The 25,042-nt window shown below is 41.0% G+C and carries 25 protein-coding genes and 1 riboswitch; of the genes, 2 read left to right on the plus strand and 23 right to left on the minus strand.

The features are described from left to right. Positions 1-72: 72 nt before the first annotated feature. The 6 genes from NOM01_RS05505 to NOM01_RS05530 all read right to left on the minus strand — a co-directional run bounded on the left by NOM01_RS05505 (position 73) and on the right by NOM01_RS05530 (position 7,874). Positions 73-1,632, minus strand: a complete 1,560-nt coding sequence (locus tag NOM01_RS05505) for a GH25 family lysozyme (RefSeq protein ID WP_255747096.1) — start codon at positions 1,630-1,632, stop codon at positions 73-75. 390 nt (positions 1,633-2,022) lie between these two features. After that, on the minus strand, positions 2,023-2,991 hold the full coding sequence (locus tag NOM01_RS05510; protein ID WP_255747097.1) for an NERD domain-containing protein: 969 nt from the start codon (positions 2,989-2,991) through the stop codon (positions 2,023-2,025). A 661-nt stretch (positions 2,992-3,652) separates the two neighbouring features. Beyond that, complete coding sequence (gene pgaD / locus NOM01_RS05515) at positions 3,653-4,111, minus strand: poly-beta-1,6-N-acetyl-D-glucosamine biosynthesis protein PgaD (RefSeq protein WP_255747098.1); 459 nt, start codon at positions 4,109-4,111, stop codon at positions 3,653-3,655. Then, positions 4,072-5,316, minus strand: coding sequence for a poly-beta-1,6-N-acetyl-D-glucosamine synthase (gene pgaC / locus NOM01_RS05520; protein WP_255747099.1), 1,245 nt, complete (start codon positions 5,314-5,316; stop codon positions 4,072-4,074). Before pgaC ends, pgaD begins: the two co-directional genes overlap by 40 nt. A gap of 280 nt (positions 5,317-5,596) precedes the next feature. Continuing rightward, the gene (locus NOM01_RS05525) at positions 5,597-6,577 is read right to left on the minus strand and encodes a C-terminal binding protein (RefSeq protein WP_255747101.1); all 981 of its coding nucleotides are present in this window, start codon (positions 6,575-6,577) and stop codon (positions 5,597-5,599) included. Between the two features lie 4 nt (positions 6,578-6,581). Further along, positions 6,582-7,874: an aspartate aminotransferase family protein gene (locus NOM01_RS05530; protein WP_255747102.1), complete on the minus strand. Its 1,293-nt coding sequence runs from the start codon at positions 7,872-7,874 to the stop codon at positions 6,582-6,584. Positions 7,875-8,139: 265 nt separating this feature from the next. Here NOM01_RS05530 and NOM01_RS05535 point away from each other — a divergent pair, with 265 nt between their 5' ends. Further along, positions 8,140-9,246 carry an ABC transporter ATP-binding protein gene (locus tag NOM01_RS05535; protein WP_255747104.1) on the plus strand — a complete coding sequence of 369 codons (1,107 nt, stop codon included), beginning with the start codon at positions 8,140-8,142 and terminating at the stop codon, positions 9,244-9,246. A gap of 110 nt (positions 9,247-9,356) precedes the next feature. Here NOM01_RS05535 and NOM01_RS05540 read toward each other — a convergent pair whose 3' ends face one another. From NOM01_RS05540 to NOM01_RS05585, 11 genes are all read right to left on the minus strand, one after another. After that, positions 9,357-10,211 (minus strand): helix-turn-helix domain-containing protein, encoded by an 855-nt coding sequence (locus NOM01_RS05540; RefSeq protein WP_255747106.1) that lies wholly within the window; start codon positions 10,209-10,211, stop codon positions 9,357-9,359. Positions 10,212-10,246: 35 nt separating this feature from the next. After that, a complete protein-coding gene (locus NOM01_RS05545; RefSeq protein WP_255747108.1) occupies positions 10,247-10,993 on the minus strand; it encodes an alpha/beta hydrolase in 747 nt (248 codons plus the stop codon). Positions 10,994-11,017: 24 nt separating this feature from the next. Then, the gene (locus tag NOM01_RS05550; RefSeq protein ID WP_255747109.1) at positions 11,018-11,848 is read right to left on the minus strand and encodes a carbohydrate ABC transporter permease; all 831 of its coding nucleotides are present in this window, start codon (positions 11,846-11,848) and stop codon (positions 11,018-11,020) included. Between the two features lie 13 nt (positions 11,849-11,861). Beyond that, on the minus strand, positions 11,862-12,716 hold the full coding sequence (locus tag NOM01_RS05555; RefSeq protein WP_370645952.1) for a carbohydrate ABC transporter permease: 855 nt from the start codon (positions 12,714-12,716) through the stop codon (positions 11,862-11,864). Between the two features lie 26 nt (positions 12,717-12,742). Next, on the minus strand, positions 12,743-13,411 hold the full coding sequence (locus tag NOM01_RS05560) for an IS3 family transposase (RefSeq protein WP_255747399.1): 669 nt from the start codon (positions 13,409-13,411) through the stop codon (positions 12,743-12,745). Then, complete coding sequence (locus NOM01_RS17200; RefSeq protein WP_370645953.1) at positions 13,369-13,488, minus strand: IS3 family transposase; 120 nt, start codon at positions 13,486-13,488, stop codon at positions 13,369-13,371. Before NOM01_RS17200 ends, NOM01_RS05560 begins: the two co-directional genes overlap by 43 nt. 113 nt (positions 13,489-13,601) lie before the next feature. Further along, positions 13,602-14,015, minus strand: coding sequence for a helix-turn-helix domain-containing protein (locus NOM01_RS05565; RefSeq protein WP_370645955.1), 414 nt, complete (start codon positions 14,013-14,015; stop codon positions 13,602-13,604). Positions 14,016-14,021: 6 nt separating this feature from the next. Beyond that, a complete protein-coding gene (locus NOM01_RS05570; RefSeq protein WP_255747111.1) occupies positions 14,022-14,150 on the minus strand; it encodes a hypothetical protein in 129 nt (42 codons plus the stop codon). A 101-nt stretch (positions 14,151-14,251) separates the two neighbouring features. Continuing rightward, the gene (locus NOM01_RS05575) at positions 14,252-14,755 is read right to left on the minus strand and encodes an ECF transporter S component (protein ID WP_255747114.1); all 504 of its coding nucleotides are present in this window, start codon (positions 14,753-14,755) and stop codon (positions 14,252-14,254) included. A gap of 10 nt (positions 14,756-14,765) precedes the next feature. Next, positions 14,766-15,500 carry a DUF4430 domain-containing protein gene (locus NOM01_RS05580; protein WP_255747117.1) on the minus strand — a complete coding sequence of 245 codons (735 nt, stop codon included), beginning with the start codon at positions 15,498-15,500 and terminating at the stop codon, positions 14,766-14,768. Then, on the minus strand, positions 15,487-16,911 hold the full coding sequence (locus NOM01_RS05585) for a prenyltransferase/squalene oxidase repeat-containing protein (protein WP_255747118.1): 1,425 nt from the start codon (positions 16,909-16,911) through the stop codon (positions 15,487-15,489). Before NOM01_RS05585 ends, NOM01_RS05580 begins: the two co-directional genes overlap by 14 nt. Beyond that, positions 16,903-17,042, minus strand: a riboswitch (adenosylcobalamin (AdoCbl) riboswitch). Its footprint overlaps the gene before it by 9 nt. Positions 17,043-17,420: 378 nt before the next feature. On the opposite strand from NOM01_RS05585, the gene NOM01_RS05590 reads away from it, so the two are divergent. Then, positions 17,421-17,651, plus strand: coding sequence for a hypothetical protein (locus tag NOM01_RS05590; RefSeq protein ID WP_255747119.1), 231 nt, complete (start codon positions 17,421-17,423; stop codon positions 17,649-17,651). Between the two features lie 270 nt (positions 17,652-17,921). Here the strand turns inward: NOM01_RS05590 and NOM01_RS05595 are convergent, their stop codons facing one another. The 6 genes from NOM01_RS05595 to NOM01_RS05620 all read right to left on the minus strand — a co-directional run bounded on the left by NOM01_RS05595 (position 17,922) and on the right by NOM01_RS05620 (position 25,042). Next, positions 17,922-18,680: an ABC transporter permease subunit gene (locus NOM01_RS05595; RefSeq protein ID WP_255747403.1), complete on the minus strand. Its 759-nt coding sequence runs from the start codon at positions 18,678-18,680 to the stop codon at positions 17,922-17,924. Between the two features lie 59 nt (positions 18,681-18,739). Continuing rightward, positions 18,740-19,756: an aliphatic sulfonate ABC transporter substrate-binding protein gene (locus tag NOM01_RS05600; RefSeq protein ID WP_255747120.1), complete on the minus strand. Its 1,017-nt coding sequence runs from the start codon at positions 19,754-19,756 to the stop codon at positions 18,740-18,742. Between the two features lie 20 nt (positions 19,757-19,776). Continuing rightward, positions 19,777-20,976, minus strand: a complete 1,200-nt coding sequence (locus NOM01_RS05605; protein ID WP_255747122.1) for a M24 family metallopeptidase — start codon at positions 20,974-20,976, stop codon at positions 19,777-19,779. 24 nt (positions 20,977-21,000) lie between these two features. Further along, positions 21,001-21,732, minus strand: a complete 732-nt coding sequence (locus NOM01_RS05610) for an ATP-binding cassette domain-containing protein (protein ID WP_255747125.1) — start codon at positions 21,730-21,732, stop codon at positions 21,001-21,003. A gap of 851 nt (positions 21,733-22,583) precedes the next feature. Next, positions 22,584-23,687: a mannonate dehydratase gene (uxuA, locus tag NOM01_RS05615; protein ID WP_255747127.1), complete on the minus strand. Its 1,104-nt coding sequence runs from the start codon at positions 23,685-23,687 to the stop codon at positions 22,584-22,586. A 38-nt stretch (positions 23,688-23,725) separates the two neighbouring features. After that, complete coding sequence (locus tag NOM01_RS05620) at positions 23,726-25,042, minus strand: MFS transporter (protein WP_255747131.1); 1,317 nt, start codon at positions 25,040-25,042, stop codon at positions 23,726-23,728.

Below are 25,042 nucleotides of genomic sequence, written 5' to 3' on the forward strand. Positions count from 1 at the left end.
CAAAAAATCCCCTTTGAATTATAGATATTCATCCATAATTCAGAGAGGATTCAGAGAACTTGTGACTTACAATTACAGTCCATTAATTGTGTAATACCAAATATTCTTGTCTACCGCACCGACAACACCGCTCGATGATCCGCTGCTCGTATACTGCCAGATATCAACATTAAAGTTGGCACCCGGTCCTTGCTGCGTCTCCGTACCACGATAACGTGCGAGCCATACCAAGAATTTCGGCTGCTGAGGCTGCGCAGCGACAACACCTGGTAAATCAATTGCATTATTATAGAACGAGAGGTTTGAATAGATTCCCAGTTGGTTAAATCCGTTCTTTCTCATCTGATCGATAAATGCAAGCACATTGTTCGTCAGCGTCGGTTTGTCAACATTGTTTTTAGTCTCGACATCAATAAAGAGATAATGAATGGAAACGCCTTGCGCATTTGCCGCGTGAATCTGATTTGAGAAAACATTGGCTTCGTTTCTGGAGCCGGCTTCATCAGATCCGCGGAAGAAATGATAGGCATTGACAGTCAATCCTGCATTTTTTGCTCCAACGGCGTTGTTGACAAATGTGCTGTCCGTACCGCCGCCTTCCGATGCCTTTGCAATGATAAAGCTGTTTCCATCTTGTTTAATCGCATTGAAGTCAATATTTCCTTTACCGGCATCATTTTGATAATGTGAAATATCCAGACCAAACTGAGAACCGTTGGTTACCGGCGGGTCAGTCGGCTGGTTGCTCGAAGCTGCGGGCTGTGTAGTAGTCAGGTATTTTCCTTGAACATAGCCGGTAATATTGCCAAATTTAACTTGGGCATATTTATTTCCTTTGCCCGTGACTGTCACACGATTATTGACCATCATGACCAATCGCGTCGTAAACTTAGCACTCGCATTATCACGAATTTTCAACGTGTTTGATGTGACATAAGCATTATACGCTTGGAATGGTTGCGAGTTTAAATGAATGTTTTGCACGTAACCGATCGTGCCGCCAAAATTAACGAGCGCATATTTATTGCCTTTGCCGATAACAGAGAGTTTATCGCCCATCGCCAACGTGCGGCGAATTGAGTAATGAACACTCGCATGGTCACGTACCTTTAATGTGTAGGAAGTCACATACGCATCAATCGGTTGGAATTTGCTCTGATTCAGATGGATGTTCTGAACATAACCGGTTGTGCCGCCGTAGTTGACTAGTGCATACTTCTTACCTTTGCCGATAACCTTAACCTTGTTCGTCATAGCCAAAGTACGCTTGGTCGAAAAATGAACGCTTGCTTTACTGCGCATTTTCAGTGTGTAAGAGGTTACATAAGCACTGTAAGACTTATATTTACTGCGGCTTAAATGCTGCGTTTGAACGTAGCCGGTTGTACTGCCGTACTTAATCCGGGAATATTTCCCTGATCGGCTCGTCACCGTGACTTTATTCCCCATGTTCAATGTGCGTAATGTGCGATAATGAGTACTTGCCTTACTGCGGACTTTCAATGTGTAAGAAGTGACGTAGGAACTGTACGAAGAGCTTGCCTGCGCGGTACCACCTGTAAAGCTTAGTGACAACGCAACCAAAGCCATTGCCAAAAGACCCGAAACCAAATGCCTTGCTTGTAGCTTCACTTTTCACTCTCCCTTTTTGTTGTTAGAACCTCCCATGGCTCAACTCATTGTTACAAAGCTGGAACACTATGTACTCTATAAAAATAGCACTTTTCTAGTAGAGTGTACATAGAGCCAAACACCTAGATGAAAAATTCGACAAAGTTTGCAAGAGAAAGAATTTCCTGTTCAAAGAAAAATGTAGATTGACAGCAACGCCATTGAAAAACGACAATTTTAGAATGATTAATAGTCTCACGGTTTGATACCTGAAAATAGGCTGACTGTTCGGATTCAAAGATTGAGTCAGTGGAAATCTCCTCTCGCTCAATCTTTTTTACTCAATTAAATGAAAAGGTCACGACTATATTCGCAAAGACGTAACTCGTTTATATGGAGACGATACAAAAATCATTTTTCAGTTAGGTAATAAGTTCTATTGCTAGTATTTCCTGTATAATTTGGATGCATCGTTTGGAGTAAATATTTCGATGTTGAGGTGGATTCAAGTTGAAGAAATTGTTTACAATCCTGAGTCGTAATTTTTGGACCCATAAGCAATCGGTAGTCCTGTAGCGCCTGAAAATAAGCTTTCGGTGCTGTTTGTCGACAACTGGGACACTTCCAATTTCGGTGAAGTCGAATCATCGGAATGTAATCACAATGAGGACACCGCACACCCTTGATCAAATCCACGCAACTCACAGTTCCGTCCCTAATAAGATCCAGCGTTTTGGGATGGTGACCCTTTATAAGTTCCTTTGAAACGGATTTGAGCATCTTTGACGAAATAACTCTTGAGTTCAATTGATTATTTATAGCTATCGTTTTTTTCTTCAATTGCGAGCTGCGGATCACTTTTTGATCTTCATGATTTATTGCATTTATAAATCGGATAAACGTGGAGGGACTAGCAAAAACAACGATATCTTCAACCGGCATGCCCGGCAGGTAGCCACAGTGTTCAGCAAGCCAATCCTGCAACTGTTTTTTCAACATTTCCGATTGAACCGTTGGGTCTTGAAATATCTCTCTTTTATTATTGAGCAATCGAGTAAGAATATGGGCTAGAAAATCAAGCGTCAACGTTCCTGCGATATTTTTGACTTCCAGTACTAAAATGAATTTTGCCGTGAGGATTAGATAATCGATTTGAAAATAGTGGACACCATTGAATAAGCGGAGATCGTGAAAAATAAGATATTCTTTATCAGGGAGCGATGCAAGTAAGGGTTCCAGCATTTGTTCACCCCTAAATCCGGTCCAATACTTTTTAAATTGTGATTCAAGATTATGTCTAAGCTGGCTTGGCGGCAGCCTTCGCACGTACGCTTGATACTGCTCAATATAAACTGGGACTTCCACAGTTTTGAGAAACATTCATCGACTTCCTTTCTGATTATGATTCAATAAATAAATTCGACTTATTAATCAAAATCACCTGCATGGAATGAAAAAAGTTTATATTGGATTTTACCAATGTGCAATAATTAGCTAAAGGTTCAATAGGTTAACGAATTTTTTAACAGGTCAGCATGAACTTCAACAGGTTAGCCAAATCTTCAACAGGTCTGCCGGATCTTCAACAGGTTAGCCAAATCTTCAACAGGTCTACCGGATCTTCAACAGGTCTGCCGGATCTTCAACAGGTTAGCCAAATCTTCAACAGGTTAGCCAAATCTTCAACAGGTCTGCCGGATCTTCAACAGGTCAGCATGAACTTCAACAGGTCAGCCAAATCTTCAGCAGGTCTGCCAGATCTTCAACAGGTTAGCCATATCTTCAACAGGTCAGCATGAACTTCAACAGGTCTGCCGGATCTTCAACAGGTTAGCCAAATCTTCAACAGGTCTGCCGGATCTTCAACAGGTTAGCCATATCTTCAACAGGTTAGCCAAATCTTCAACAGATCTGCCGGATCTTCGGTTGTTCACTGTTCACCTGTGCGAGCGAATTTTCCTCTCAGCTCTAAATTTCTTATTTATCTAAAAAAGCGCATATCCACAATTGGACATGCGCTTTTTTATTGATTCCATTTCTGTCATCCCCGTCCCTCATTCAGCGGTCGAATCGGATTGGTGTCAAACCGTACCACTTGAGCACTCTTCAGCCGTTGATAATCTTCTTCAGATATCAAGTCGAGTGCATGTATCTCTTCATCTGTAACCGGAGTCGGGTACGTTCTTCGATTTCGCCAGCCAAAGCGACTTTTATTATAGTCGCGCCAGAAGCACATCAGGAACAGAAAAATGCTCCATACGATTACGGCTGCGTACATAAATAAACGTAGAGAATGGTCACTGATCTGCAGCATGGCCTTGATTTGATCCAAGGTTGTCCATCGTACATGGAGTACCGCACTCGATAACATCAAAAACATCAGCACTCCATATAACCAAAGAACGGTGGTCAATATGAATGTGCCAATAAGCTTCCATACCGCAGATTTGTGTTCAATGATTAAAGAGGCTTGTTTGTACCCCGGTCCGGACTTGCCCATACCGCATACCCTCCTCTCAATCGTGCACGAACAGCCTTTGGAAAGGCAACAATGACAACAAGTGTGCTTAACATCCAATAGAAGATCGGATACCAGCACGCAACGAGAAGATAACGACGCACATCGTCATGCTTTGAATCGATTAGTGTGGCAGTAAGCAGTTGAAGAAAGCTCATCGCCACGAGGACAAATGAAGCGTACGACAGCCAAATCACGTGTTCTTGCCACGATTGCGCTGTAAACTGTTTCCAAATCATCAAGACAAGCCAGGAAAAGGACCAGAAAACACTCGCACATTGCTCCACATAAATCGGCCAGAGCCGCCGCTGCTTCCAGTCCAGAAAAATAGAACCGTGTCTCAGCAGAACCTCTTCTCCACCTTGTGCCCAGCGCAAACGCTGCTTCCAAATTCCACGAATCGTTTCCGGAACAAGCATCCAGCACAGCGCCCTTGGTTCATAGCGAATATCCCAGAAACGACGCTGAAGCTTCCATGAAACAGCGATATCCTCCGTGATCATATCACGATCCCACAGTCCGACATCAACCAGCGCTTTTTTACGAAAAGCAACGACAACACCTGATACAGTCATCACCTTGCCGATCATCCGCTGTGTTCGTTTGATGGAACCAACAATGGAGGCATATTCAACAATCTGCAGCTTGCTGAGCAGAGTGCTCCGATTGCGTACGCGCGGATTGCCGGTTACTGCACCGACACGTTCGCCTTTGTGTAAAAATTGATAGACGAGATAGTAAGCAGCATCCGAGTCCAAAATGGCATCCGCATCAACACAAATGAGGTATTCCGCGTTTGCCGCGTGGCAAGCAAGGTGCAAACTATTAGCCTTGCCGCAGTTTTCCGCACAGTTAATCACACGCAACGCTTTGTATTGGCGTGCCAAATGTTCCAGCACCTCTGCTGTCCCGTCTGTGCTGCCGTCATTTATAGCAATAATTTCTTTTTTTGGATAAGGCATTTCTGACAAATGCCGGATCGTTTCACTAATCGTGGATTTCTCGTTATAACAGGGCACTACGAAACTCACCATTGGCCAATTGATTGATTCAAAATCCACCGATTCATGACGTTCCCGATATAGATAAAATAAAAGCGCTCCTGCCATCCAGAATAAAGACATAATAAATGGATAAAAAAAGACAAATCGAGAGAACATCCCAACGCTAAAATGTATGAATTCCATTTCCATCTCTCGTTTCATAAAAATAGTTCAATGACACATCGAATGTTGACTCTTTACCTTTCGCAAAGCACCATGAGTTTTTGGTTTACATAATAGTATGCTCATCCTCTGATCACCACAGAAACCCGATCACAGCAGCCTTTTGCACTGGAATTTTTCCATAAACTGTCTGTCTTGATCCGTGCATCTATGACAAAAACGGCTAAAGCAATCCATTTACAAAAAAAAGCAGACATCCTTTAAATAGATGACTGTTCTCAACGCATGTGCCAAGCCTTCTTTACATAACATTTAGATTTATTGTATTTGATGGTTTTTGATTTTTGCTTAATCGCTGCACGAGTTGTTCCAAAGTCGTTTTCCGTGCATCATAAAAGGAGTCTTCGGAGATAAATGCGGAATGCGGGGTAATAATCGTATTTTCTAAAGTAAATAAAGGACTGCTTTCCGCCTCTTCATCTTCAATGACATCAACAGCCGCGGCTCTTATTTCACCTTCCGTTAAAGCTTTGGCCAACGCTGCCTCATCAACAACCTTTCCGCGTGCCGTATTAATTAAAAAAGCATCCTTTTTCATCAGCTTCAATTCTCGCAAAGAAATGAGATGTGTGGTCGTGGAAATGAGCGGGCAATGCAGTGACAAGATATCCGACTGCGTGAGTAGTTCTTCAAAGGTATCCGTCTTTTTTGCACCATATTCTTCCAAAAAAGCTTTCGTTTTTGTTGGTGCGTAGACCAGTATCTTAACGTTGAGTGCATGAAGCATGGGCATCATTGCTTTGGGAATGCTTCCGAAAAAATAGAGTCCAACGGTTTTCCCAGTCAATCGATGTGTCTTGTATCCGTATAACGGATCCCACTTCCCGTCGCGCACCGTCCGATCGAGCAGTGTGATTTTCCGGGTCAGGTCAATCATCAAGCCGATCGTATGGAGTGCCACTTCCTCCGAACAGAAACCCGGACAATTCGTCACACAGACTCCATGATTAGTTGCAGCTTCAACATCCACATTATCGACGCCGATCGCTTGAAGTGCTATTATTTTCAAATTCGGCAATTGCTCCATAATTTCCCGGGTAATTTGCTGATATTCGACAACAACTCCATCAACCTCCTTCGCATAATCAACGAAGGATCGAACACTGTCATAATCCTTGATTTCAATTAATTCAAGATTCTCAATGCCCCACGTGTTCAGCAAATCGCGTTCATAATCCAGATTATCATCAATGTTGTAATAAAGGACTTTCCTCTTTGCCATGACCTCAGTCCTTTCTTACTTGATTTTCCATTTGATTTAATACAGAATCAATAATCGCAATCCCTTGATCGATTTCATCGAAGGTCACATTCAACGGTGTGGCAAAGCGCATTCCATTATGGTGAACGCCGCAGGAAAGTGTTAGTAATTTATTTTCCAGACAGCCTGACCTGACTGCTTCCAATAAATCTCCTGCGGGACTGCCATCCGGATGAGAAAATTCAATGGCTAACATCAATCCAAGTCCTCGAACATCGGAAATGCAGCTGTACTTCTTCTGCAGTTCCACTAATTTGCTTTTCAAATACGCGCCGACCTGATTCACATGCTCGAGCAGATGGGATCGCTCGAACTCATCCAATACCGCCAAAGCCGCCGCCGAACAAATCGGATTCCCGCCAAAAGTAGTGCCATGCATTCCCGGATACCATTCTTCCATAATCGTCGGCGTTGAAATCACCGCACTCATCGGCAGCCCGCCGGCAATCGCTTTACCCACCGTCATAATGTCGGGCACCACATCAAAATGACTGCTCGCAAACATTCTCCCCGTCCGTCCGTAACCCGATTGAATCTCATCCATAATCAGCAAAATACCATACTGATCACAGCGCTCACGAATTCCCTGAACAAATGCTTTCGAAGGAACAACATAGCCTCCTTCGCCTTGAACAGGTTCCATAATAATTGCCGCTACCTGATCAGGCGCCACGAGATTTTCAAAAAGTCGATCCAGTTCGTTCAAACAAAACTCTGTTCTCTGCTTCTCATTGAATCCCTTTGGACATAGATCCTTCGAGGGATACACCGTAAAATATACTGAACCAACCAAAGGCTCATAATACTTGCGATAGTTTGCGTTTGAACCCGTCACGGATAACGCCCCGAAGGTCCTTCCGTGAAAAGAGCCTTGAAACGCAATGATCGCCGGTCTTTTTGTATAAACCTTGGCCAGCTTCAGTGCGCCGTCCACTGCCTCCGCTCCTCCATTGGAGAAAAAAGCAGAATTCAGCTCACCCGGAGTCACCCCGGCCAACCGTTTTGCAAGCTCAAGCGTTGTCGGATAATTGACCACATTGAACGACGCCGTAATCAGCTTCTCCGCCTGCGCTTTAATGGCCTCAACAACCTTCGGATGACAATGTCCCAGCGCGTTGACCGCAATACCTTGAACGAAATCCAGATACCGATCACCTTTATTGTCAGTCAAATAGCAGCCCTTACCGCTGATTGCAATCAAGTCCGTTGCCTTCGCAAGTGCCGGACTCAAATAGGGCTGATAATCCTCGAACTTCATGCAAATCCCCCCAAGTGGGACTAAGTAATAGACCCATTGACGACCAATCCCGTTTTATATAGCGTATTTGAGGTTTAGGAGAATATGCTGGGTTTTATAAAAAGCTAATACTTGATTGAATGTAAAAAAAATAAATCCATTTCCAAAATACTAGAAAAGTCATGAAAGCGCACACAAATACAACAATATTATTGGGCACAATCCCATGCCAAAATTAAAACGTTTGCATTATTATTGACTCATAGTAAATAAAGGGGTGACAACAATGGCTGAACTGCAGCTTAAACATATGTACAAAATCTATGAAAATAATGTTGCAGCTGTATCTGATTTTAATCTTGAGATTGCTGATGAGGAATTTATCGTCTTTGTCGGTCCTTCTGGATGCGGAAAATCCACGACCTTACGAATGATTGCTGGACTTGAAGAAATCTCTAAGGGTGAATTGTACATCAACGGGAAAAAGATGAATGATGTTGTACCTAAAGATCGTGACATCGCTATGGTTTTTCAAAATTATGCCCTCTACCCACACATGACCGTATTTGACAATATGGCATTCGGTCTGAAATTGCGCAAAATTCCAAAGTCCGATATAAAAAAGAGCGTTGAACATGCAGCTGAAATTCTAGGAATTAAGGATTATCTGGAAAGAAAACCTAAAGCGCTTTCTGGAGGTCAACGCCAGCGTGTCGCTCTAGGACGAGCCATTGTGCGTAATGCAAGAGTGTTCTTGATGGATGAACCCTTATCAAACCTTGACGCAAAGCTCCGCGTCCAAATGCGTTCGGAGATCAGTAAACTTCATAACGATTTAAAAGCAACAATGATCTATGTGACCCATGATCAGACAGAAGCTATGACAATGGCAACTCGAATTGTCATTATGAAAGATGGGGTTATTCAGCAAGTGGGAAGTCCGAAAGAAGTATATGATCATCCAATTAATCTGTTTGTAGGTGGATTTATCGGATCTCCGCCAATGAACTTCTTTCACGGAAAGTTGGAGGGTACACATTTTGTCGGTGAAGAGATCAATATTGAAATCCCAGAAGGTAAATTAAAGGTTTTGCGTCGACAAGGTTACGCAGATAAACCGGTGATTCTGGGCATTCGTCCTGAAGATATTCATGATGAGCCATTGTTTATTGATGAAAATACTTCTAGTGTGGTTCAAGCTAAAATTATTATTGCCGAATTAACGGGAGCCGAATTCATGCTTCATGCACAAGTAGGCAAACACACCTTTATCGCTCGTGTTGATGCACGGACTGAGTATAGGAATGGAGAAAATGTAACACTGGCTTTAAATACGAATAAAATTCATTTTTTTAATCCGGAAAATGAGCAGTCTTTGACATTCGAAGACTAACGGCGAATAATTAAAAAAAGTGATCTCCGCATATTCAAACTCCCCTTGGACAGTCATGATACAGACTGCAACAAGGGGAGTTGTTTTATAAAAAGAAACTCACAGATCCGTTAGAGCGTGGATAAATACGCCAATGTAAGCCCGTCCATTTCTTTTAAAGATATACCAGTAATTTCGTAAAACTTATCAATATGATACCGAAGTGTATTTCTGTGCATAAACAACTTTTTCGCCGCAATGCTGACATTCCCCTGATTTTCCCATAGCACCCGAATAAGAGACAACCATCTTGCATCTTCTCGGATGATATGCTTTATTTCCATAAGAATGGTGCAATCTTGAACCATGGGTTTTATCAAATCGAAAAATTCAGACTGGACGCTTGTTGCCTTTTTGCTCCTCACCATTTTTCGATCGAAAAGTACGCATTCTTTCTGGTATGCCGGATATAGCATCGGTGATAGAGAATAGCGGAGACCAATGAGAAAACGGCAGTTAGTCGAGAAGTCATTTTCAAGCGTATTCGCAATCGATTCTAACATGTTCCCTGTGATCGTCATGCTTTTCTCAATAATGATACCTCTCATTGAAGAGAGGTAAATAAAGGAAGAATCCGCATCGAAAAAGCTTTCAAACGCTCTGCGCCACTCAAAAATCATTTCATGAGACAATGAATTTGTAAGTTGAAAATGGATGATTCGAATTCTGATTGATCGATCTTCATCTGCTTGTTTCCCATTTATTAACAAATCATACCAAAATTGAGCATCCGGACCAAATGAAGGCGGGTATTCTTGATTCAAAAGCGTCTTGAGCAAATAAATTTCATGATCGGAAAGGTTTCCCGAAGGAATGCCAATATAATAGGGCTCTTCATAGAAGTAAAGCATGTTTAATTCTGCCTTGAAAGGATTCTTGTCAACAACGGATCTAGGATAATTAATTAAGAGTTTTTGCAGATTCAAACGCTCACTTCCCTAGTGCTTCTTTAAACCGCCAATCAACGTTCCATGTTATCCATCCAATCCAGCGCCGTCACAATCTCCTCATCCCAAAGATCCCAGCTGTGACCGCCATCCCGTTCTTTAAACAAATATGGCATGGGCAATTTTTCAATATGTTTTTTAAATGCCAGATTATCTGAATAAAACGGATCTTCCCGTCCACAAATCTGTAAGAAAGATGTATTGTTCATACATGGCTGCCCATGATCCAGAAGATAGTACAAACTATTTGGTGAAGTTTCAAAATCCTGCGGAGATCCAAAAATCAAACCAAATTCTTTCTCACGATCCTTATGTTCTTTTCTGATTCTAGTGATATCAATAGCAGGAGACAGTGCAAACACTTTAGCAAATCTTTGAGGTTCAGATAATCCCCATTTTAAGGCACCATATCCGCCCATTGATAATCCTCCGACAAACGTTCTTTCCCGTTGCAAGTCAAGACCGAAAAGAGATTCTATCGTCTCAGGAAATTCACGCGTCAAAAATGTCCAATAGTTCCCGCCATGCTTCATATCTGTATAGTAACTCCGATGTACATTGGGCATAAATACTGCAAGATTCCGATTCTCAACATAACGAATAATTGATGAACATTGAATCCAAGACTTGTCATTACCATAAAGACCATGTAGCAAAAACAGTACCTTAAAATTTTTTTGGCGTTTTTGAGGTATAATTGCCTGAAAAGTTGTTTGGAACCCCAGAACCTCCGAGTCATAGTCCACAGAAAGAACTGTCATAGTCTCACCTGATTTTCTTTTTGTTTATTTCATTCCAGAAACGTTAAATCCTTGCAAAATATACTTCTGAAGTGCAAGAAAGACAATTACAATTGGAACGACCATAAATGCAGATCCTGCCATTTGCAGCGCATAATTACTTGCATGCTGACCCTTAAGCAGCGCAAGACCAACGGACAGGGTATAATACTTTTGGTCATTTGCAATGATTAATGGCCAAATAAAAGAGTTCCATCCAGCAATAAAGGTTAAAATTCCTTGTACAGCGAGCACTGGTCGAGAAACCGGCAAAATAATCTTCCAGAAGATATAGAATTCGCTGCAGCCATCAAGTCGTGCAGCTTCAATAATCTCATCAGAAATTGTGGACATAAACTGACGAAACAGAAAAATACCGAATGCACCTACCATCCCTGGAAGAGCAATACCTAACAATGTATTAGTCAAATGAGCCATATTCAACATCAAATATACTGGGATCATTGTTACCTGACCTGGAATCATCATAGTCGCCAAAACAAGATAAAACAAACTGTTTTTGCCTTTAAACTTATACTTGGCAAACCCATAGCCTGCCATCGCGTTTAGGAACAAGCCTATAAACGAGAACAAGACAATAATTATAGTATTTTTAAGATAAATAAGGAAATCCATTTGTGTAAACAAATTTATAAAATTATCTAGTGTAAACGACTTAGGCCAGACCGTCGGGGGAATTTGGAGAATTTCCATATCCGTTTTTACAGATGACAGCAACATCCAGATAAACGGCAAAACCATAAAGAACCCGCCTACCGACAAAATAATTAAAACGATCAATTTTGATAGTTTTTTGTGTTGAATGGATTCATTCATTTCTACACCTCCGTTACATCTGATTATCCTGTTGTTTATGCTGTCCGCGGAACTGAATCAGCGTGACAAGAATAATAATGACAAACAATACCATAGAACCAGCAGCCGCATATCCGAATTTGCTAAATTGAAAGCCATTTTGATAAATAAATAGTGCGATCGAATTTGTACTATTCAGTGGGCCACCACTAGTCATGACAAAAGGTTCTTCAAAAAATTGCAGCCAGCCAATCAAGGTCGTCACCGTAACAAAGAAGGTCGCAAACCGTAACATCGGAATCGTTATCTTAATCAGCCTCTGCCAACTATTTGCACCGTCAATCTGAGCTGCTTCATAATATGCTTTTGGAATACCTTGAAGCGCTGCCAGAAAAATCAACATATCGACCCCAATTGCTCGCCACAATGCCAAAATGATTAATGAAATTTTTGCGATAATCGGATCCTGCAACCAAGGAACCGGACCAAGGTGAACGAAATGCAGAATAAAATTCAACAGTCCAAACTGAGGGTTATAAAGATAATTCCAGACAACCGCAACAGCCACAACGTTCGTAATAGAAGGCGCATAAAAGATCAAACGAAACAATCTGAAAACCCAGCTATTACCAAAATTAATCAATAGTGCAATTCCCATTGAACAAGCAATAACAAGTGGTACGCCAATGACTACATAAAAAATACTGTTTCCAATTGATTGCAGGAAAGTTGGATCTTTAAATAGATTCTCATAGTTTTCGATCCCGATGAAATGAATTTTTGACCAATCTGCAAGACCTGTAATGTTAATATCTGTAAAACTAATCATCAAGGAAATGATGATTGGAATTAAAGAAAAAAACAGCAACAAAATTAATGCAGGTGTGATGTGAACCCCAAAAGTTGGACATAGTTTTAAGCTACTTGCTCGGTGTTTGAAATCCGATATTCAATCGGACTTTGACCACCGAGTTTTTCTTTGATCCTAGATTCATTATAGTACTTAATCCACACACGCATGGCAGTTTCTAGCTCTTTGCGTGTCTGATAGTGGTGTGAGGCTACTGTCTCAGCTTTCATGAGGTGGAAGAAGCTCTCCATCTGGGCATTGTCCAAGCAAGTCGCCTTTCGGGACATACTCTGACAAACATGATGCGATTTAAGTTCCTTGCGCCAAAGGCAATTTTGGTACTGAAAGCCCTGATCTGTATGAACGTACGTGCGATAATGATGTTCCGGTAGGCGTTCGAGAGCCTCATGAAGCGGTTTTAACGCAAAGGCTACTGTTGGATGATCACTAATATTAGAAGCTAAAATCTCATCAGAATAAAGATCCATAACGGGTTCGAGATAAAGACGCTCGTTGATTGTTTGATGCCCCCAACGAAATTCGGAAACGTCAGAGACAAGCTTTTGGTAGGGTCGATCCGTCATGAACCGACGGTTCAAATGATTCTTAGCGACTTTGCCAACCGTCCCTTTATAGGAGTTATACTTACGAATCCTTTTGGTATAGACCGTTGACTGAAGTCCTTCCATTCTCATGATGCGCTGGACCTTTTGTGATTCACTTTTAAATGACAGCGTCGTAGAGTCAGGACCACGCGACGATAGCCATAAGCTGGGTGCTTCTGTTTGACCGCTTTAATTTCAGAGATCATAGGGTCATCAGTATCCCTTTGCTGGCGCTGTTTCTGATAGTAATAGTCACTCTTAGGCAACGGCACTACCTGTAGAATATGAGTCAGAGAGTGGTTGCGCCTTAGTTCAGTAACTACTTGCGTTTGTTCCGCTCGCGTTGCTCTCTCTGACGAACTAAGGCATCTAATTTTTTTAAGTATTCATTCTCAATTCGCAGAAGTTCGTTTTCTAATTCAAGATCCTTAATCCGGTTCTGTTCCGGCTGATCAGCCCTATTCAATGTGTCATTCTTTTTGGCTGTACGCTTTATATGCTCATGTTTCCCCATAGGTGGACGACCTCGCTTGGTTTTTAATCCATCCACACCCATTGCTTCAAACCGTCGCTCCCATTGATAGATCGTTGACGGCGAAGACATTTTGAAATGAAGAGCTGTTTGTTCGAGGGATGAATGGTTCTCTTTCATCCACTTTAATACGTTCAGTTTGAAAGTACAGGTATACTCCTGCCAATGATCACGATTTTTTAATCCAGCAAAACCATTGATCTGATATTAATGCACCCAATTCAAAACCGCGTGTTGTCCAGGAATATGATATTTTTGATGAAGTGAGGTGCTTCCTATACCGGCTAAGTACTCACCAATCACATTAATCTTAAATTCATTAGAATATTTGGTCATACAAAAACCCCCTAAAGTTGAATTTTATTCGTCCAACTTCAGGGGGTCAGTTCAGGTGAATGTTTTTTGTTGTGAAAATATCTTGATACATGAATTCATTTCTATAGTTGTAATTTTTTCTTTTCTGCCTCCAGCAGTTTGATTAGAATGGGGGACAAAATAATATAGAATAAAAAATTGCCGACCGCATGATACGAATCAAAAGGCAGGCCCATTATCCAATAGGCAATAAAACTTGGGACACCGGCAACCAGCACATTGAGTGACACAATGAATCCGAATAAGTAGCCGCACCCCGCAGCATAACAAGCCATAACAGGCATAGGAATTTTCGTTCGAAAACGCGATAAAAGTCCTGATAAAATGCCCACTAATCCCCAGGCTAGTACTTGCATCGCTGTAAAAAAGCCAAAGCCTAAAACAAAATCAGATCCAATTGCTGTAAGCAAAGCTACAGTAAATCCAAACCGCGCCCCAAATACCAAACCCGTAATAATAATGATCACGGTGGATGGCTGAACGTTCGGTATTGAGGTCATATAAATTCTCCCGACAATACTTAAAGCTGCTAATAATGAAATCAACGCCATTTTACGTGTGGACATTCATACCGCCTCATTCCTGATAAATCCATGCCAAGGTATCCCCATCCTGAAGTTTAAAGCTTCCTGCGGATACATTCGGTGATTTTCCGTTTACTTTATAAATCCAACCGCTTTGAGCAGATTTATCACCCGCGCTTTGTCCATTGATGCTCTTTATATAAGCAGTCGATCCGGAACCCGAATAATCAAGGTCTATATTTTTGCTGCCTGTCAACATCTGTAACGCGCGAAAAGCAGTCATGCCGTCAGTAAATGCAACAGGACCGGAAATATCCTTATTGTCATATCCTTTTATTTCTACATTGATCAACGCTTGATTGCTGCTGTCTGCAGCGTTTGAAGTACTCGAATGATTTGTATTTGAACCCGATGCTTTCGGATTTGCCTTTTGTTCCGGAGTTGAATTTGTACTGCCTGAGCTTGAACCAGAGTCTGAACTTGAGCTAGAACTCATACTTGTACTAGAACTCGAATCCGAACGAGCAGAGGTATTTAATTTTTCACTTACAGATGAAGAGCCATTATCGCTTTTTTTGTGAACTTTTTGCTTTGGAACTGATGCATGCTTAGCTTTTGATGCTCTTTCGTTTGAATGACTCGACTTAGTGGAAGATTGATCCTGCTTGTCTTCAGAGTTGGGCGTTATATGATAGGTTGTCGTTTGAAATCCATTGGCAATGAATACCGAGCCAAAGACAATAAAGCCAATGGAAATGAACAGCAGCAGAATTTTACTGATTTTCATAACGAGCACCGCCTAACCGATACCGAATGTAAAGACCAATAATGCCCAGCAAAACAAATGCACCGCCTAAATAGAGATGCAGAGGATTAAGCTCAGTTTTCTTAACAGTGGTTACGCGTTTCGGAGACTGTTTACCATCCGATTGCGTCTGATGCTTCGCTTTCGACGTTTGGGCTGATGGTGTCGACTTCGCTTCGGATTTCTTCTTTTCTGATGATGTAGGTTGAACAGTTCCTGTTGTTTTTTTAGTTGAAGGTTCGGCCCCTCTATTCTTACTGTTACGTGCGGACTGGGTCTCATGAACATGGGCAACAGCTGTTTCGACTTTTGGTGACTGTTGAGAAGAAACATTTTCCTGTGGCTGAATTGTTGTATGCCCAGTTTTCTGATTCGCTGTTGTGGTTGAAATATTTTCGGCTGCTGGATTCGCATCATTGGGCTGTTCTGCAGTTGATGAATTGGAATTCGTTGTAATGGCAGACCCTGTCTGGGAATCCGAAGAGCTAAATACATCCTTTGTCCTAAAGTTAAATAGCTGATCTCCATCACTGAAAAGGGAATAGGCGACCAAAGCTTGAATCACCTGTTCATTAGAAAAAGCATCGTCACTCTCGCTGAAGGTAGCCCATTTGTACCCGCCATTGGCTTTATACTGTTCCAGGTTAGTAACAGGATTACGACCCTCTTTATTAAACGCTCCTTCTGTAGGATCAATCCCTAACGAAGAAAGAGCAATGATGACTTGAGCCGCCGAATTGGAATTTGGCGAATAATTGACAAAGCCGCCATCCGCTTGTTCTGAGCGCTCCAAATAATTTATTGCTTTATCAATAACATCCCTTGCCCGATCTTGATCGCGTGACAAGGCAGTCAAAACCATACATGTCGTGTCCACATCAGGATCACCATTAGGATCGCCTGCCCAGCCCCATCCTCCTGAACTTGTTTGACGCTGTGCCAGTTCGTGAATGAATCGATCTGTGGTCCACAGCGCATCACTCGGGATCACATAATCGTCAGAGCTTAGTGCAGTAAGTGCATAGGTGAAATCCATTAATGATTTAATCGAAGTATCAGAATAAATGGCTTTTATAAGATCATGATTCTCGTAGTTTTCAGGATCTTGACCTAATGCCTTAACCACCAAGACCGTTTTGTCGAGATCTGTTCCCGACAATTGTTTTCCATTCACACGCTCCTTAATTGTAGTCAAATACGCTTCGCGTACATTGTCCGTCAATTTACCTGCCTTTGATAGCGCAATAACGTCCCAATCCGAATCAATTCCTGAAGCCTTGATATGATTTGCAAGGCGATCCAAATCATTACTTACGTCCTCTGATGCGAAAGCCTGCATCGGAACGAACAAAAAAGTAATACAAAACAACAAAACTGCTACTTTCAATCGCATCGTTTGTTTCTCCCATCCTCGTGAGTATTCGACTAATTGAAAAGACCTGACTTAGGATTACTCCCTTACAGTGGCGGGACCGCACAGGATTTTCACCTGTTTCCATCCAATTAGTTACAATATGAACAAAATCATTTTACTAAAGCCAACTAATAAATAATAATTGAAATTTTCTAAAAAACAAGTGCACATAATCATTAAATTTTATATGAACGACAGAAAACAATGAACGGCTCCAACTGAATATAGCAACACCTATTTTAAAAATCAAGAAAAGGAAATGTCTTCTTCAGAGTAATCGTTTTAACAAGGACTCACAATCTCACTTCATTTTATTATATCTGCACTCGACAGATCCCTTCTCCAAATTCTAACGAAATGATGCCCCTCTAGATATTAAAAGCAGTCTAATCCATGTATAACAAAGTGTATGTAACTTTTTTGTAATCGTTTTCTGATAGAATTTTCTATAGTGGATTGTTCTTCAAATAATTTAGGAGGATATATTAATGCTTCGAGACATGTACATTGTTCACTATATTGAGCATTATTCTGCATGGTATTTAAGTAAAAAAATGCTCATTAACGCTGAAAAAACAAAATACGATAAAGGCGATATTATTGTGTTTAAGGACAAAAAATACTTGGTGATTGAAGACTATACTTGTTTAAGAGTCGCTGAATTCAGCTGCACGATAAATCCATTAGTCCCCCTAATTAATTTAATTCCTAATGTTTAAAATTTCTCTTGATTGGTAATACTATAGATAGAAACAATCCATTCCCCTTACCCCATGCATTATGGGGCTTTTTTTTTGCAAAAAAACATTATTTGTCAAGTTTATAATCTTCTAAAATCTGAAAGACTCTAAAAAAGGGGCATTTATAAAAGAATAATCACCGCTGTTTCAGAATGACATTTATGAAGCTGGCGCCTATCAAAAAAGCATCTTAGCCAATGCTAAGATGCTTCAGTAATTCCACAACTCAATTTCACTTTCATACCGAAACTATTCCCACTTTAAGAAAAGATGCTCCAAGAGTTTAGCAATTAAATCAGACATTTTTCCTAACAGGGCATAAATGATAATGCTCAATACGATAATGTTCATCTGCATAAAATCGCGAGCATTCATTGCCATATAGCCGATGCCTGAGTTTGTAGCAACTGTTTCGGCAACAATCAGTGTTAACCACATCACACCAAGCGCATAGCGGATACCAACGAATATTGAAGAAAGAGATCCAGGAAGAATAATCTGTGTAAACAACGACCATTTACTCAGTCCATAGACTCTTCCCATTTCAATAAGCTTTGGATCTACTGAACGGATGCCATGTAATGTATTAATGTAGATTGGAAATAATACGCCAAGAGCTACAAGGAATACCTTACCCGTTTCTCCCACACCAAACCACACAATAACGAGCGGAAGGACTGCAAGATGCGGAACATTACGGATCATCTGAATGGATGTATCGGTAAACCAATAAAATCCCTTAAACAGGCCATTTAACAACCCAAATAAAAATCCAATTCCACCGCCAATCAAAAATCCAGCAAATGCTCTGCCCGCACTTATTCCAACATTGCTTTCGAGTTGTCCGTTTTTCATCAGTTCGATGAACGCTTGGACAACATCCATTGGCTTTGGAAATACATTTTCCGGAACAATACCACTTGCAGTTAAGAATTGCCACAACAAGAGAAGTAAAAAAGGAATAATCCATGGAATGATTTTAAATCGGTTAATCATTCGGTGCCGCATCGTCAAGTCAATACCTCTCTCTTATTTTAAAATAAATCTCTCAAGAATTTTTAACTCTATTATTTCTCTGTTTTATAATTCCAATTGTAATTTTTATCCTTGGCATCAATTTTTTTCGGAACAACTTTTAAATTATAGAACGTATCTGCTTGCGTTTGGAACATCGAAAGAAGTTGATCGGTGACTGGCACAATTTTTCTGCTGCCTGCACGTTTTTCTTCCGTAAGCATTATATTATAATCGCTATTGTACGCCTTAGAAAGCAACTTCGCCGATGCTTCCGGATCTTTCTTTGCCCACGCTCCGGCTTTTGCCAATTCATCAAGAATTATTTTTACGACCTCCGGATGACTTTTCACAAGAGTTGGTGTAGCGAAATAATACGGTGCCGTTTGCAGGCTCGCTTCTTTACCGAATACTGAGCCATTATCAGCGATCACTCGCGACTTAACGCTTGCCTGTGCTTGTGCGGTAATTGGATCCCAGATTGCCCAAGCATCAAATTGCTTACCCTTTTTAAAAGCTGCTAATGCTTCGGAAGGCTGGATATAAAGCGGCTTAATATCGCTATATTTCAATCCAACTTGTTTTAGGGCACTTACGAGTAGATATTGTTGTGCAGATCCTTTGGCAACTGCAATCGTTTTCCCCTTTAGATCTGCAACACTCTTAATCGGTGAATCAGCACGTACAAGAATTGCGGAACCATGAACAATCCAGTCTTGTGCAGCAACTTTTACAAATTTCTTGCCTGATGCCTGTGCAAAAATACTTGCGGTCGCGCCGCCGCCGCCGAAATCAACACCATTTGAGACACCTACAGCATTCATCATGTCTGTGGTTGAACTAAACTGATGCCATGATACTGTAATCCCCATTTTTTTAAGCCGCGCATCGAGTTTTCCTTGCTGTTTGACAGTCGTTAACAGCGGAATTCCTTGTTGATAGCCAATAGACAGGTGCGTCAGCTTACCGTTTTTACTTGAAGAAGATTGGCTTTGTGCACCGCAACCCGCAAGTGCAAGAATAGCCGCCATGAATATAGAAATAATAGAAATGAACTTTATTTTTCTCATTGTTTTTCCCCTTTTTTCAATCATATCGGCCAATTTAATGAATCATTAGCCTTCGTGAAACGTTCAATACCTGTTTTCGTTATTAAAAACTCATCCTCAATGTTGTAGCCGCCTTTAGTACTGTAATAAGGTACTTCAAGGCAGAATACCATTCCCTCTTGAAATACAAGTTCTTCTTTAGGTGCAATGAAAGGCGCTTCCTCACTGAATGCACTGACACCAATGGAGTGACCTTGATGGCCCCTAAAATAATTGGGTATGCCTGCTTTTTGGATCGTTCCATTGACTGTATCAAAAAGTTCGGAGAGATGCATGCCGGGTTTAACTGATGATAATCCCTTTGAGAACCCTTCGTATAAAGCATCAAATTTAGATTGTTGTTCTGGAGTTGCATCTCCACCAATAACAAACGTTCTTGCAATGTCAGATTGGTAACCGTAATAATTGACTCCTCCATCGAGACGAACAATATCTCCCTGTTTCAACTGATAGTCTCTTAAAATAAAAGGGGCCGAGTAATTCGGACCAATTGAGGTCACGAGTGTAGTATTAATGGCATGGTTGTCAATTGCATCAATATGTTTCCTATATATTGCATTCATATCAAATTCGTTCATGCCTGGTTTCAGTTCTTGAGCAGTCAATAACGTTGCTTTTTCTGCTAGTTTTGCGGCTTGACGAAGAATCGAGATCTCCCAGTCTGTTTTTAAAACGCGTACCATCAATAGTTCATCTGTAAAATCAATAATCTGATTCGCACCATAGTCCTTATAAAGCTGCTCAGTCAATTTCCATGTCAAGGCAACCGGTTCAACACCAATTCTTGGTGACTGACTGATTTGACTTATCAATTTCTTAACAAGGTCATAGGATTGATTCAAGTTCATTTGCGTTGTTTTCTTATCAGACTTTGCTTCCCCATCATCAATGAAAATCCATGAATCATATTGAATAATATCAATAAGTTTCGGATCACACTGAAGCTCTGCCGTTTGTTTTTCAAAGTTATTAATGATCAACTTAACGTGTCCTTCAGCCGGAACCAATGCATAAGCAACTCCCGGTTGTTTCATCATGGAGAGAAATTTGCTCGCATACCCTGTTGCATAGAAAATACCTTCTTGGCTGGTGAGCAGAAGTGCATCAAGGTTGTTCTTTTGCATGCTTGCCTGCAATTTCTTCTGAAATTCTAGTTGATCGCGTTCTTTTAAAGAAACCATATCTCTTCTCCTTCTGACTTCTTTTTACTTCTCAAGAATCTGACTTAAAACTTCCTCTTCAATTTTTGCAAATTCCGCACTTCCTCGAGTCCTGGGACGCGGCAAATTCACCTTCTTGTCCAACTTCACCGCTCCATCCTCGATTAACACAACTCGATCCGCAAGAAACACTGCCTCGCCAACATCATGAGTCACGAGCACAGCAGTAAATTTTTTCTCTTCCCAAATTTGTGCGATTAAGCGTTGCATTTCAATTCTTGTCAGTGCATCCAGCGCACCTAATGGCTCATCTAACAAAAGCAATCGTGGATCACTTACGAGAGATCGAGCTAGGGCAACGCGCTGCTGCTGACCACCGGACAATAGTTTTGGCCACTCATTCGCCTTATCCAATAGTCCTACGCTTTCTAACGCAGTCTGTGCATGTTGCAACCCAGACTTCTTCATGCCTATGCTTACATTATGTAAAACACGTTTCCAAGGAAGCAAACGCGAATCCTGAAACATAATCCGCACATCAGGAGACAGGCCGGTGAGCGGTGTATGATCATAGTAAATCACACCATCCGTCGGTTGATCCAAGCCTGCAATCTGACGTAATAAAGTACTCTTCCCACACCCGCTCTTTCCGACAATAGCAACAAATTCTCCGGAAGAGATCTCTAAATCAATGTTTTTTAGCACTTCATGTGGGCCGAACTTTTTCTTTACATGCTGCACTTTCAATTTAATACCCTTTGTTTCAGAACGATCCATAGAGTCCTCCCTCATTCAATAAGCAGGAAATGCCAATCGACTTACTTGGTTTTAACGAAATAAAAAAAGGATCAATCAAATAAGAAAAGTAATTTCATTTTAAAATGAGATATCTACTATGTCAAAGAATTGAACTTTCATAATACATACAAAATGAGTCATTCCGGACATTAATCATTTCTCCACTCCTTTGGTTACCTAATTTGCAAAGTGATCTAACCAATTAAAAATGTTTGTGACAGCCATACCCCGGCATTTGTTCAGCTTGTGAAGAAATATGATATTTACAAGCTGCTGAACAGCACCTAGCCAATAGCCTTTAAAACCCTATGCTCAAAAATTAATTGACATTTTTGTCAAAAAAAAACCCAAAAATTAGGTTTGTTAACCAACTTCTTGGGGAGCAGTTCAATCTGCGCTTGTGCGATGCAACTGAATCTTTAATGACTTTCACAGCTTGGCTCAACACATCTGAAGGGTTTTCCAGCTTCCCGTCGTGTAGCTGTTCTCTTTCAGATCTTCACGATTAAATTCAGTAACACTTTTTTAATGGCCTCTTAATGATTCACGTTGCTTTTGATAAAAATATCACATTCTATGGACATCGTCCACGTTATTCTACACCATCTGCACTCGACAAACTGCCTGGGTATCATAATAGAACTTCTTTTTCATCATCAATTTTTTTCTCGACTAGATTTTGAAGTACATAAATAAAAAGACTGTCTCAAAGTTTTTTCAAACTGAGACAGTCTCACTAAATTTGCTAGACTCCATAATTATTATTAAAAATCCTATCTTATCTGTTGCTTCCCCTTGGAACATTAATTCCAAAATGACGATGCAAAAGATTATTGTGCACTGGAATGAACAGCTGAAGGTTTATTAGGTTTATCCGATCCTTTTTCAAGTGCTTCCCATAGGCCGTTTAGATATGTGATGCCAAGAGCACGGTCATATAGGCCATAGCCAGGTCGGCCGGTTTCTCCCCAGATCATTCTTCCGTGATCAGGACGCATATATCCATCAAAGCCCACATCATGGAGAGCTTTCATAATTTCATACATATCAAGTGACCCTTCGGATGACAAATGTGCAGATTCGTGGAAATCACCATCTGTCAGGAACTTAATATTACGAGCATGAACGAATGGAATTTTATCACCAAATTCTCGTATCAAAGCGGGCACATCATTTTTAGGATTTTCGCCAAGACTTCCGGTACAGAATGTGAACCCATTGTATGGACTATCATACATTTTTACGATCCGCAGCATATCCTCACGATTTTTGAAGAGACGTGGCAGCCCGAACAATGGACGCGGCGGATCATCTGGGTGAATGGCCATTTTGATACCCACTTGTTCGCAGACTGGTATAATCGCTTGAAGAAAGTATTCCATGTTGGCAGCCAGCTTTTCTTCATCAACACCTGAGTAATCTTTAAAGAGTTGTTTTACTTGAGCTAAACGCTCCGGCTCCCAACCAGGGAGCACATACCCGTTGGAACTGTCTTCGACTGATTTAATAATATCGGATGGATCTCCTTCAACTTTTTTATGTTCAAAAGCTAAGTCCGTAGAACCATCCGGCAACTCGTAAGCCAAGTCTGTACGTACCCAATCGAAGATCGGCATAAAATTGTAGCAGATAACTTTGATACCGTATTCAGCCAAGTTGCGAATCGTTTGGATATAGTTCTCAATGTATTTATCGCGACTTGGTAAACCGATTTTGATATCATCATGAATGTTGACGCTTTCAATAACTTCAAGTTTCAACCCTGCATCCTCGACCTGCATCTTCAGTGCAGCAATACGTTCCTTTGGCCATACTTCACCAACAGGAATGTCGAACAAAGCTCCGACAATGCCTTTGCATCCAGGAATTTGACGTATTTCAGATAACTTAATTTTGTCATCGTTTGATCCGTACCATCTAAATGTCATTTGCATAAGTTTATCTCTCCTTCAAAAAAATAAAATTTTATGAATTAATATTGAATGTTATTCGTATCCAGCTTCGGTTCAATTTTTATCGCTTCAACTTTGCCAAGCCAGAATAAATAGGTCAGTGCGCCTAAAAGGGTAGCAATACCTGAAACAACAAGTGCTGGTACAAAGGAACCTGTTGCCGTAATGATGAAACCAGTCACGATCGGTCCGATGATTCCACCAAAATTTGATGCACAGTTCTGAACCCCACCCAATGTGGAGGTCATGTTCCGTGGTGCAACATCACCAGGCAAGCACCATAGTGCAGCTGCTGCAAATGCAAGTCCCGCATAGGAAAGAGAGAGCAACGCAATGCATGCAACGATTGATTGTGTGATACCTGCAAAAAGAATGGAAGTTGCCAGCAGCATGCCAATGACCAAGTTGAATTTTCGAGAGAAGGTTAGAGAACACTGTTTTTTAAAGTACAAATAATCAGTCGTCCAGCCACCAAGCATTTCACCGGCAATACCTGCTAATGGTGGAATCATTGCCGTAAACCCCATCGTCATGGCTGCCATGCCGCGTTCCTCGACGAGATATGCAGGAAACCATGTGATGAAGAAGAAGATTGCATAGTTTAGAGTGAAGAAACCAAAACACATTGCCCATACATTTCTGTATTTAAACAATTGATACCACTTCATTGGCTGCTCCTTAGTCAGCCCTTCCTTTTTCTTCTGACCGTCACGAATGTACGACAGTTCTTCTTTATTGATATACTTCTGTTTTTCAGGATCATTGTAATACCATATCCAAGCCATCACCCAGAATAAACCGATTATACCAGAGATAACGAATGAAAATTTCCATCCAAAATTGCTCACAATCCAAACAATCAACGGCATTGCAACTGCGGTTCCAACTTTAGAACCGGTATCATAGAAAGCAGAGATCTTGCCTCTTTCATGATCTGGAAACCATCGCGTTGCAATTCCGCTATTCGAAGGCATTGCTCCTGCTTCACCAACTCCCAGCAGCACGCGAAGTCCGATTAATGAAACCAGACCATGTGCTAAACCAGTTATTGCAGTTGCAATAGACCACCAGGCAACAGCAAGTGACATACTAATCCGATGCCCTACCTTGTCAGCAAGCCACCCAGAAGGTATTTGAAAAATCATATACGACCAGAAAAAGGCAGACATAACAATTCCCATTTCTGCACTGTTGATGTGCAAATCACGCATAATATCTGACGAAGCCGCTGATAAATTAGCACGATCTAGATAATTAATGGTTATAGCGAGCCACATTAAGATACCGATTTTCCATCTGACATTCGTTCTCTTTGGTTGAAGTTCATTTTGGACCAT

This window comes from Sporolactobacillus sp. STSJ-5 (assembly GCF_024385605.1).
Taxonomy (GTDB): Bacteria; Bacillota; Bacilli; order Bacillales; family Sporolactobacillaceae; genus Sporolactobacillus.

Bases quoted from the DNA above. Each gene is read 5' to 3' on its own strand.
- NOM01_RS05575 (WP_255747114.1), bottom strand. From the start codon at position 14,755: ATGTCCACACGTAAAATGGCGTTGATTTCATTATTAGCAGCTTTAAGT.
- NOM01_RS05525 (WP_255747101.1), bottom strand. From the start codon at position 6,577: ATGGCAAAGAGGAAAGTCCTTTATTACAACATTGATGATAATCTGGAT.
- NOM01_RS05620 (WP_255747131.1), bottom strand. From the start codon at position 25,042: ATGGTCCAAAATGAACTTCAACCAAAGAGAACGAATGTCAGATGGAAA.
- NOM01_RS05590 (WP_255747119.1), top strand. From the start codon at position 17,421: ATGCTTCGAGACATGTACATTGTTCACTATATTGAGCATTATTCTGCA.
- pgaD (WP_255747098.1), bottom strand. From the start codon at position 4,111: ATGGGCAAGTCCGGACCGGGGTACAAACAAGCCTCTTTAATCATTGAA.
- NOM01_RS05580 (WP_255747117.1), bottom strand. From the start codon at position 15,500: ATGAAAATCAGTAAAATTCTGCTGCTGTTCATTTCCATTGGCTTTATT.
- pgaC (WP_255747099.1), bottom strand. From the start codon at position 5,316: ATGGAATTCATACATTTTAGCGTTGGGATGTTCTCTCGATTTGTCTTT.
- NOM01_RS05605 (WP_255747122.1), bottom strand. From the start codon at position 20,976: ATGGTTTCTTTAAAAGAACGCGATCAACTAGAATTTCAGAAGAAATTG.
- NOM01_RS05600 (WP_255747120.1), bottom strand. From the start codon at position 19,756: ATGAGAAAAATAAAGTTCATTTCTATTATTTCTATATTCATGGCGGCT.
- NOM01_RS05595 (WP_255747403.1), bottom strand. From the start codon at position 18,680: ATGCGGCACCGAATGATTAACCGATTTAAAATCATTCCATGGATTATT.
- NOM01_RS05535 (WP_255747104.1), top strand. From the start codon at position 8,140: ATGGCTGAACTGCAGCTTAAACATATGTACAAAATCTATGAAAATAAT.
- uxuA (WP_255747127.1), bottom strand. From the start codon at position 23,687: ATGCAAATGACATTTAGATGGTACGGATCAAACGATGACAAAATTAAG.
- NOM01_RS05545 (WP_255747108.1), bottom strand. From the start codon at position 10,993: ATGACAGTTCTTTCTGTGGACTATGACTCGGAGGTTCTGGGGTTCCAA.
- NOM01_RS05610 (WP_255747125.1), bottom strand. From the start codon at position 21,732: ATGGATCGTTCTGAAACAAAGGGTATTAAATTGAAAGTGCAGCATGTA.
- NOM01_RS05585 (WP_255747118.1), bottom strand. From the start codon at position 16,911: ATGCGATTGAAAGTAGCAGTTTTGTTGTTTTGTATTACTTTTTTGTTC.
- NOM01_RS05530 (WP_255747102.1), bottom strand. From the start codon at position 7,874: ATGAAGTTCGAGGATTATCAGCCCTATTTGAGTCCGGCACTTGCGAAG.
- NOM01_RS05570 (WP_255747111.1), bottom strand. From the start codon at position 14,150: ATGACCAAATATTCTAATGAATTTAAGATTAATGTGATTGGTGAGTAC.
- NOM01_RS05510 (WP_255747097.1), bottom strand. From the start codon at position 2,991: ATGTTTCTCAAAACTGTGGAAGTCCCAGTTTATATTGAGCAGTATCAA.
- NOM01_RS17200 (WP_370645953.1), bottom strand. From the start codon at position 13,488: ATGATCTCTGAAATTAAAGCGGTCAAACAGAAGCACCCAGCTTATGGC.
- NOM01_RS05550 (WP_255747109.1), bottom strand. From the start codon at position 11,848: ATGAATGAATCCATTCAACACAAAAAACTATCAAAATTGATCGTTTTA.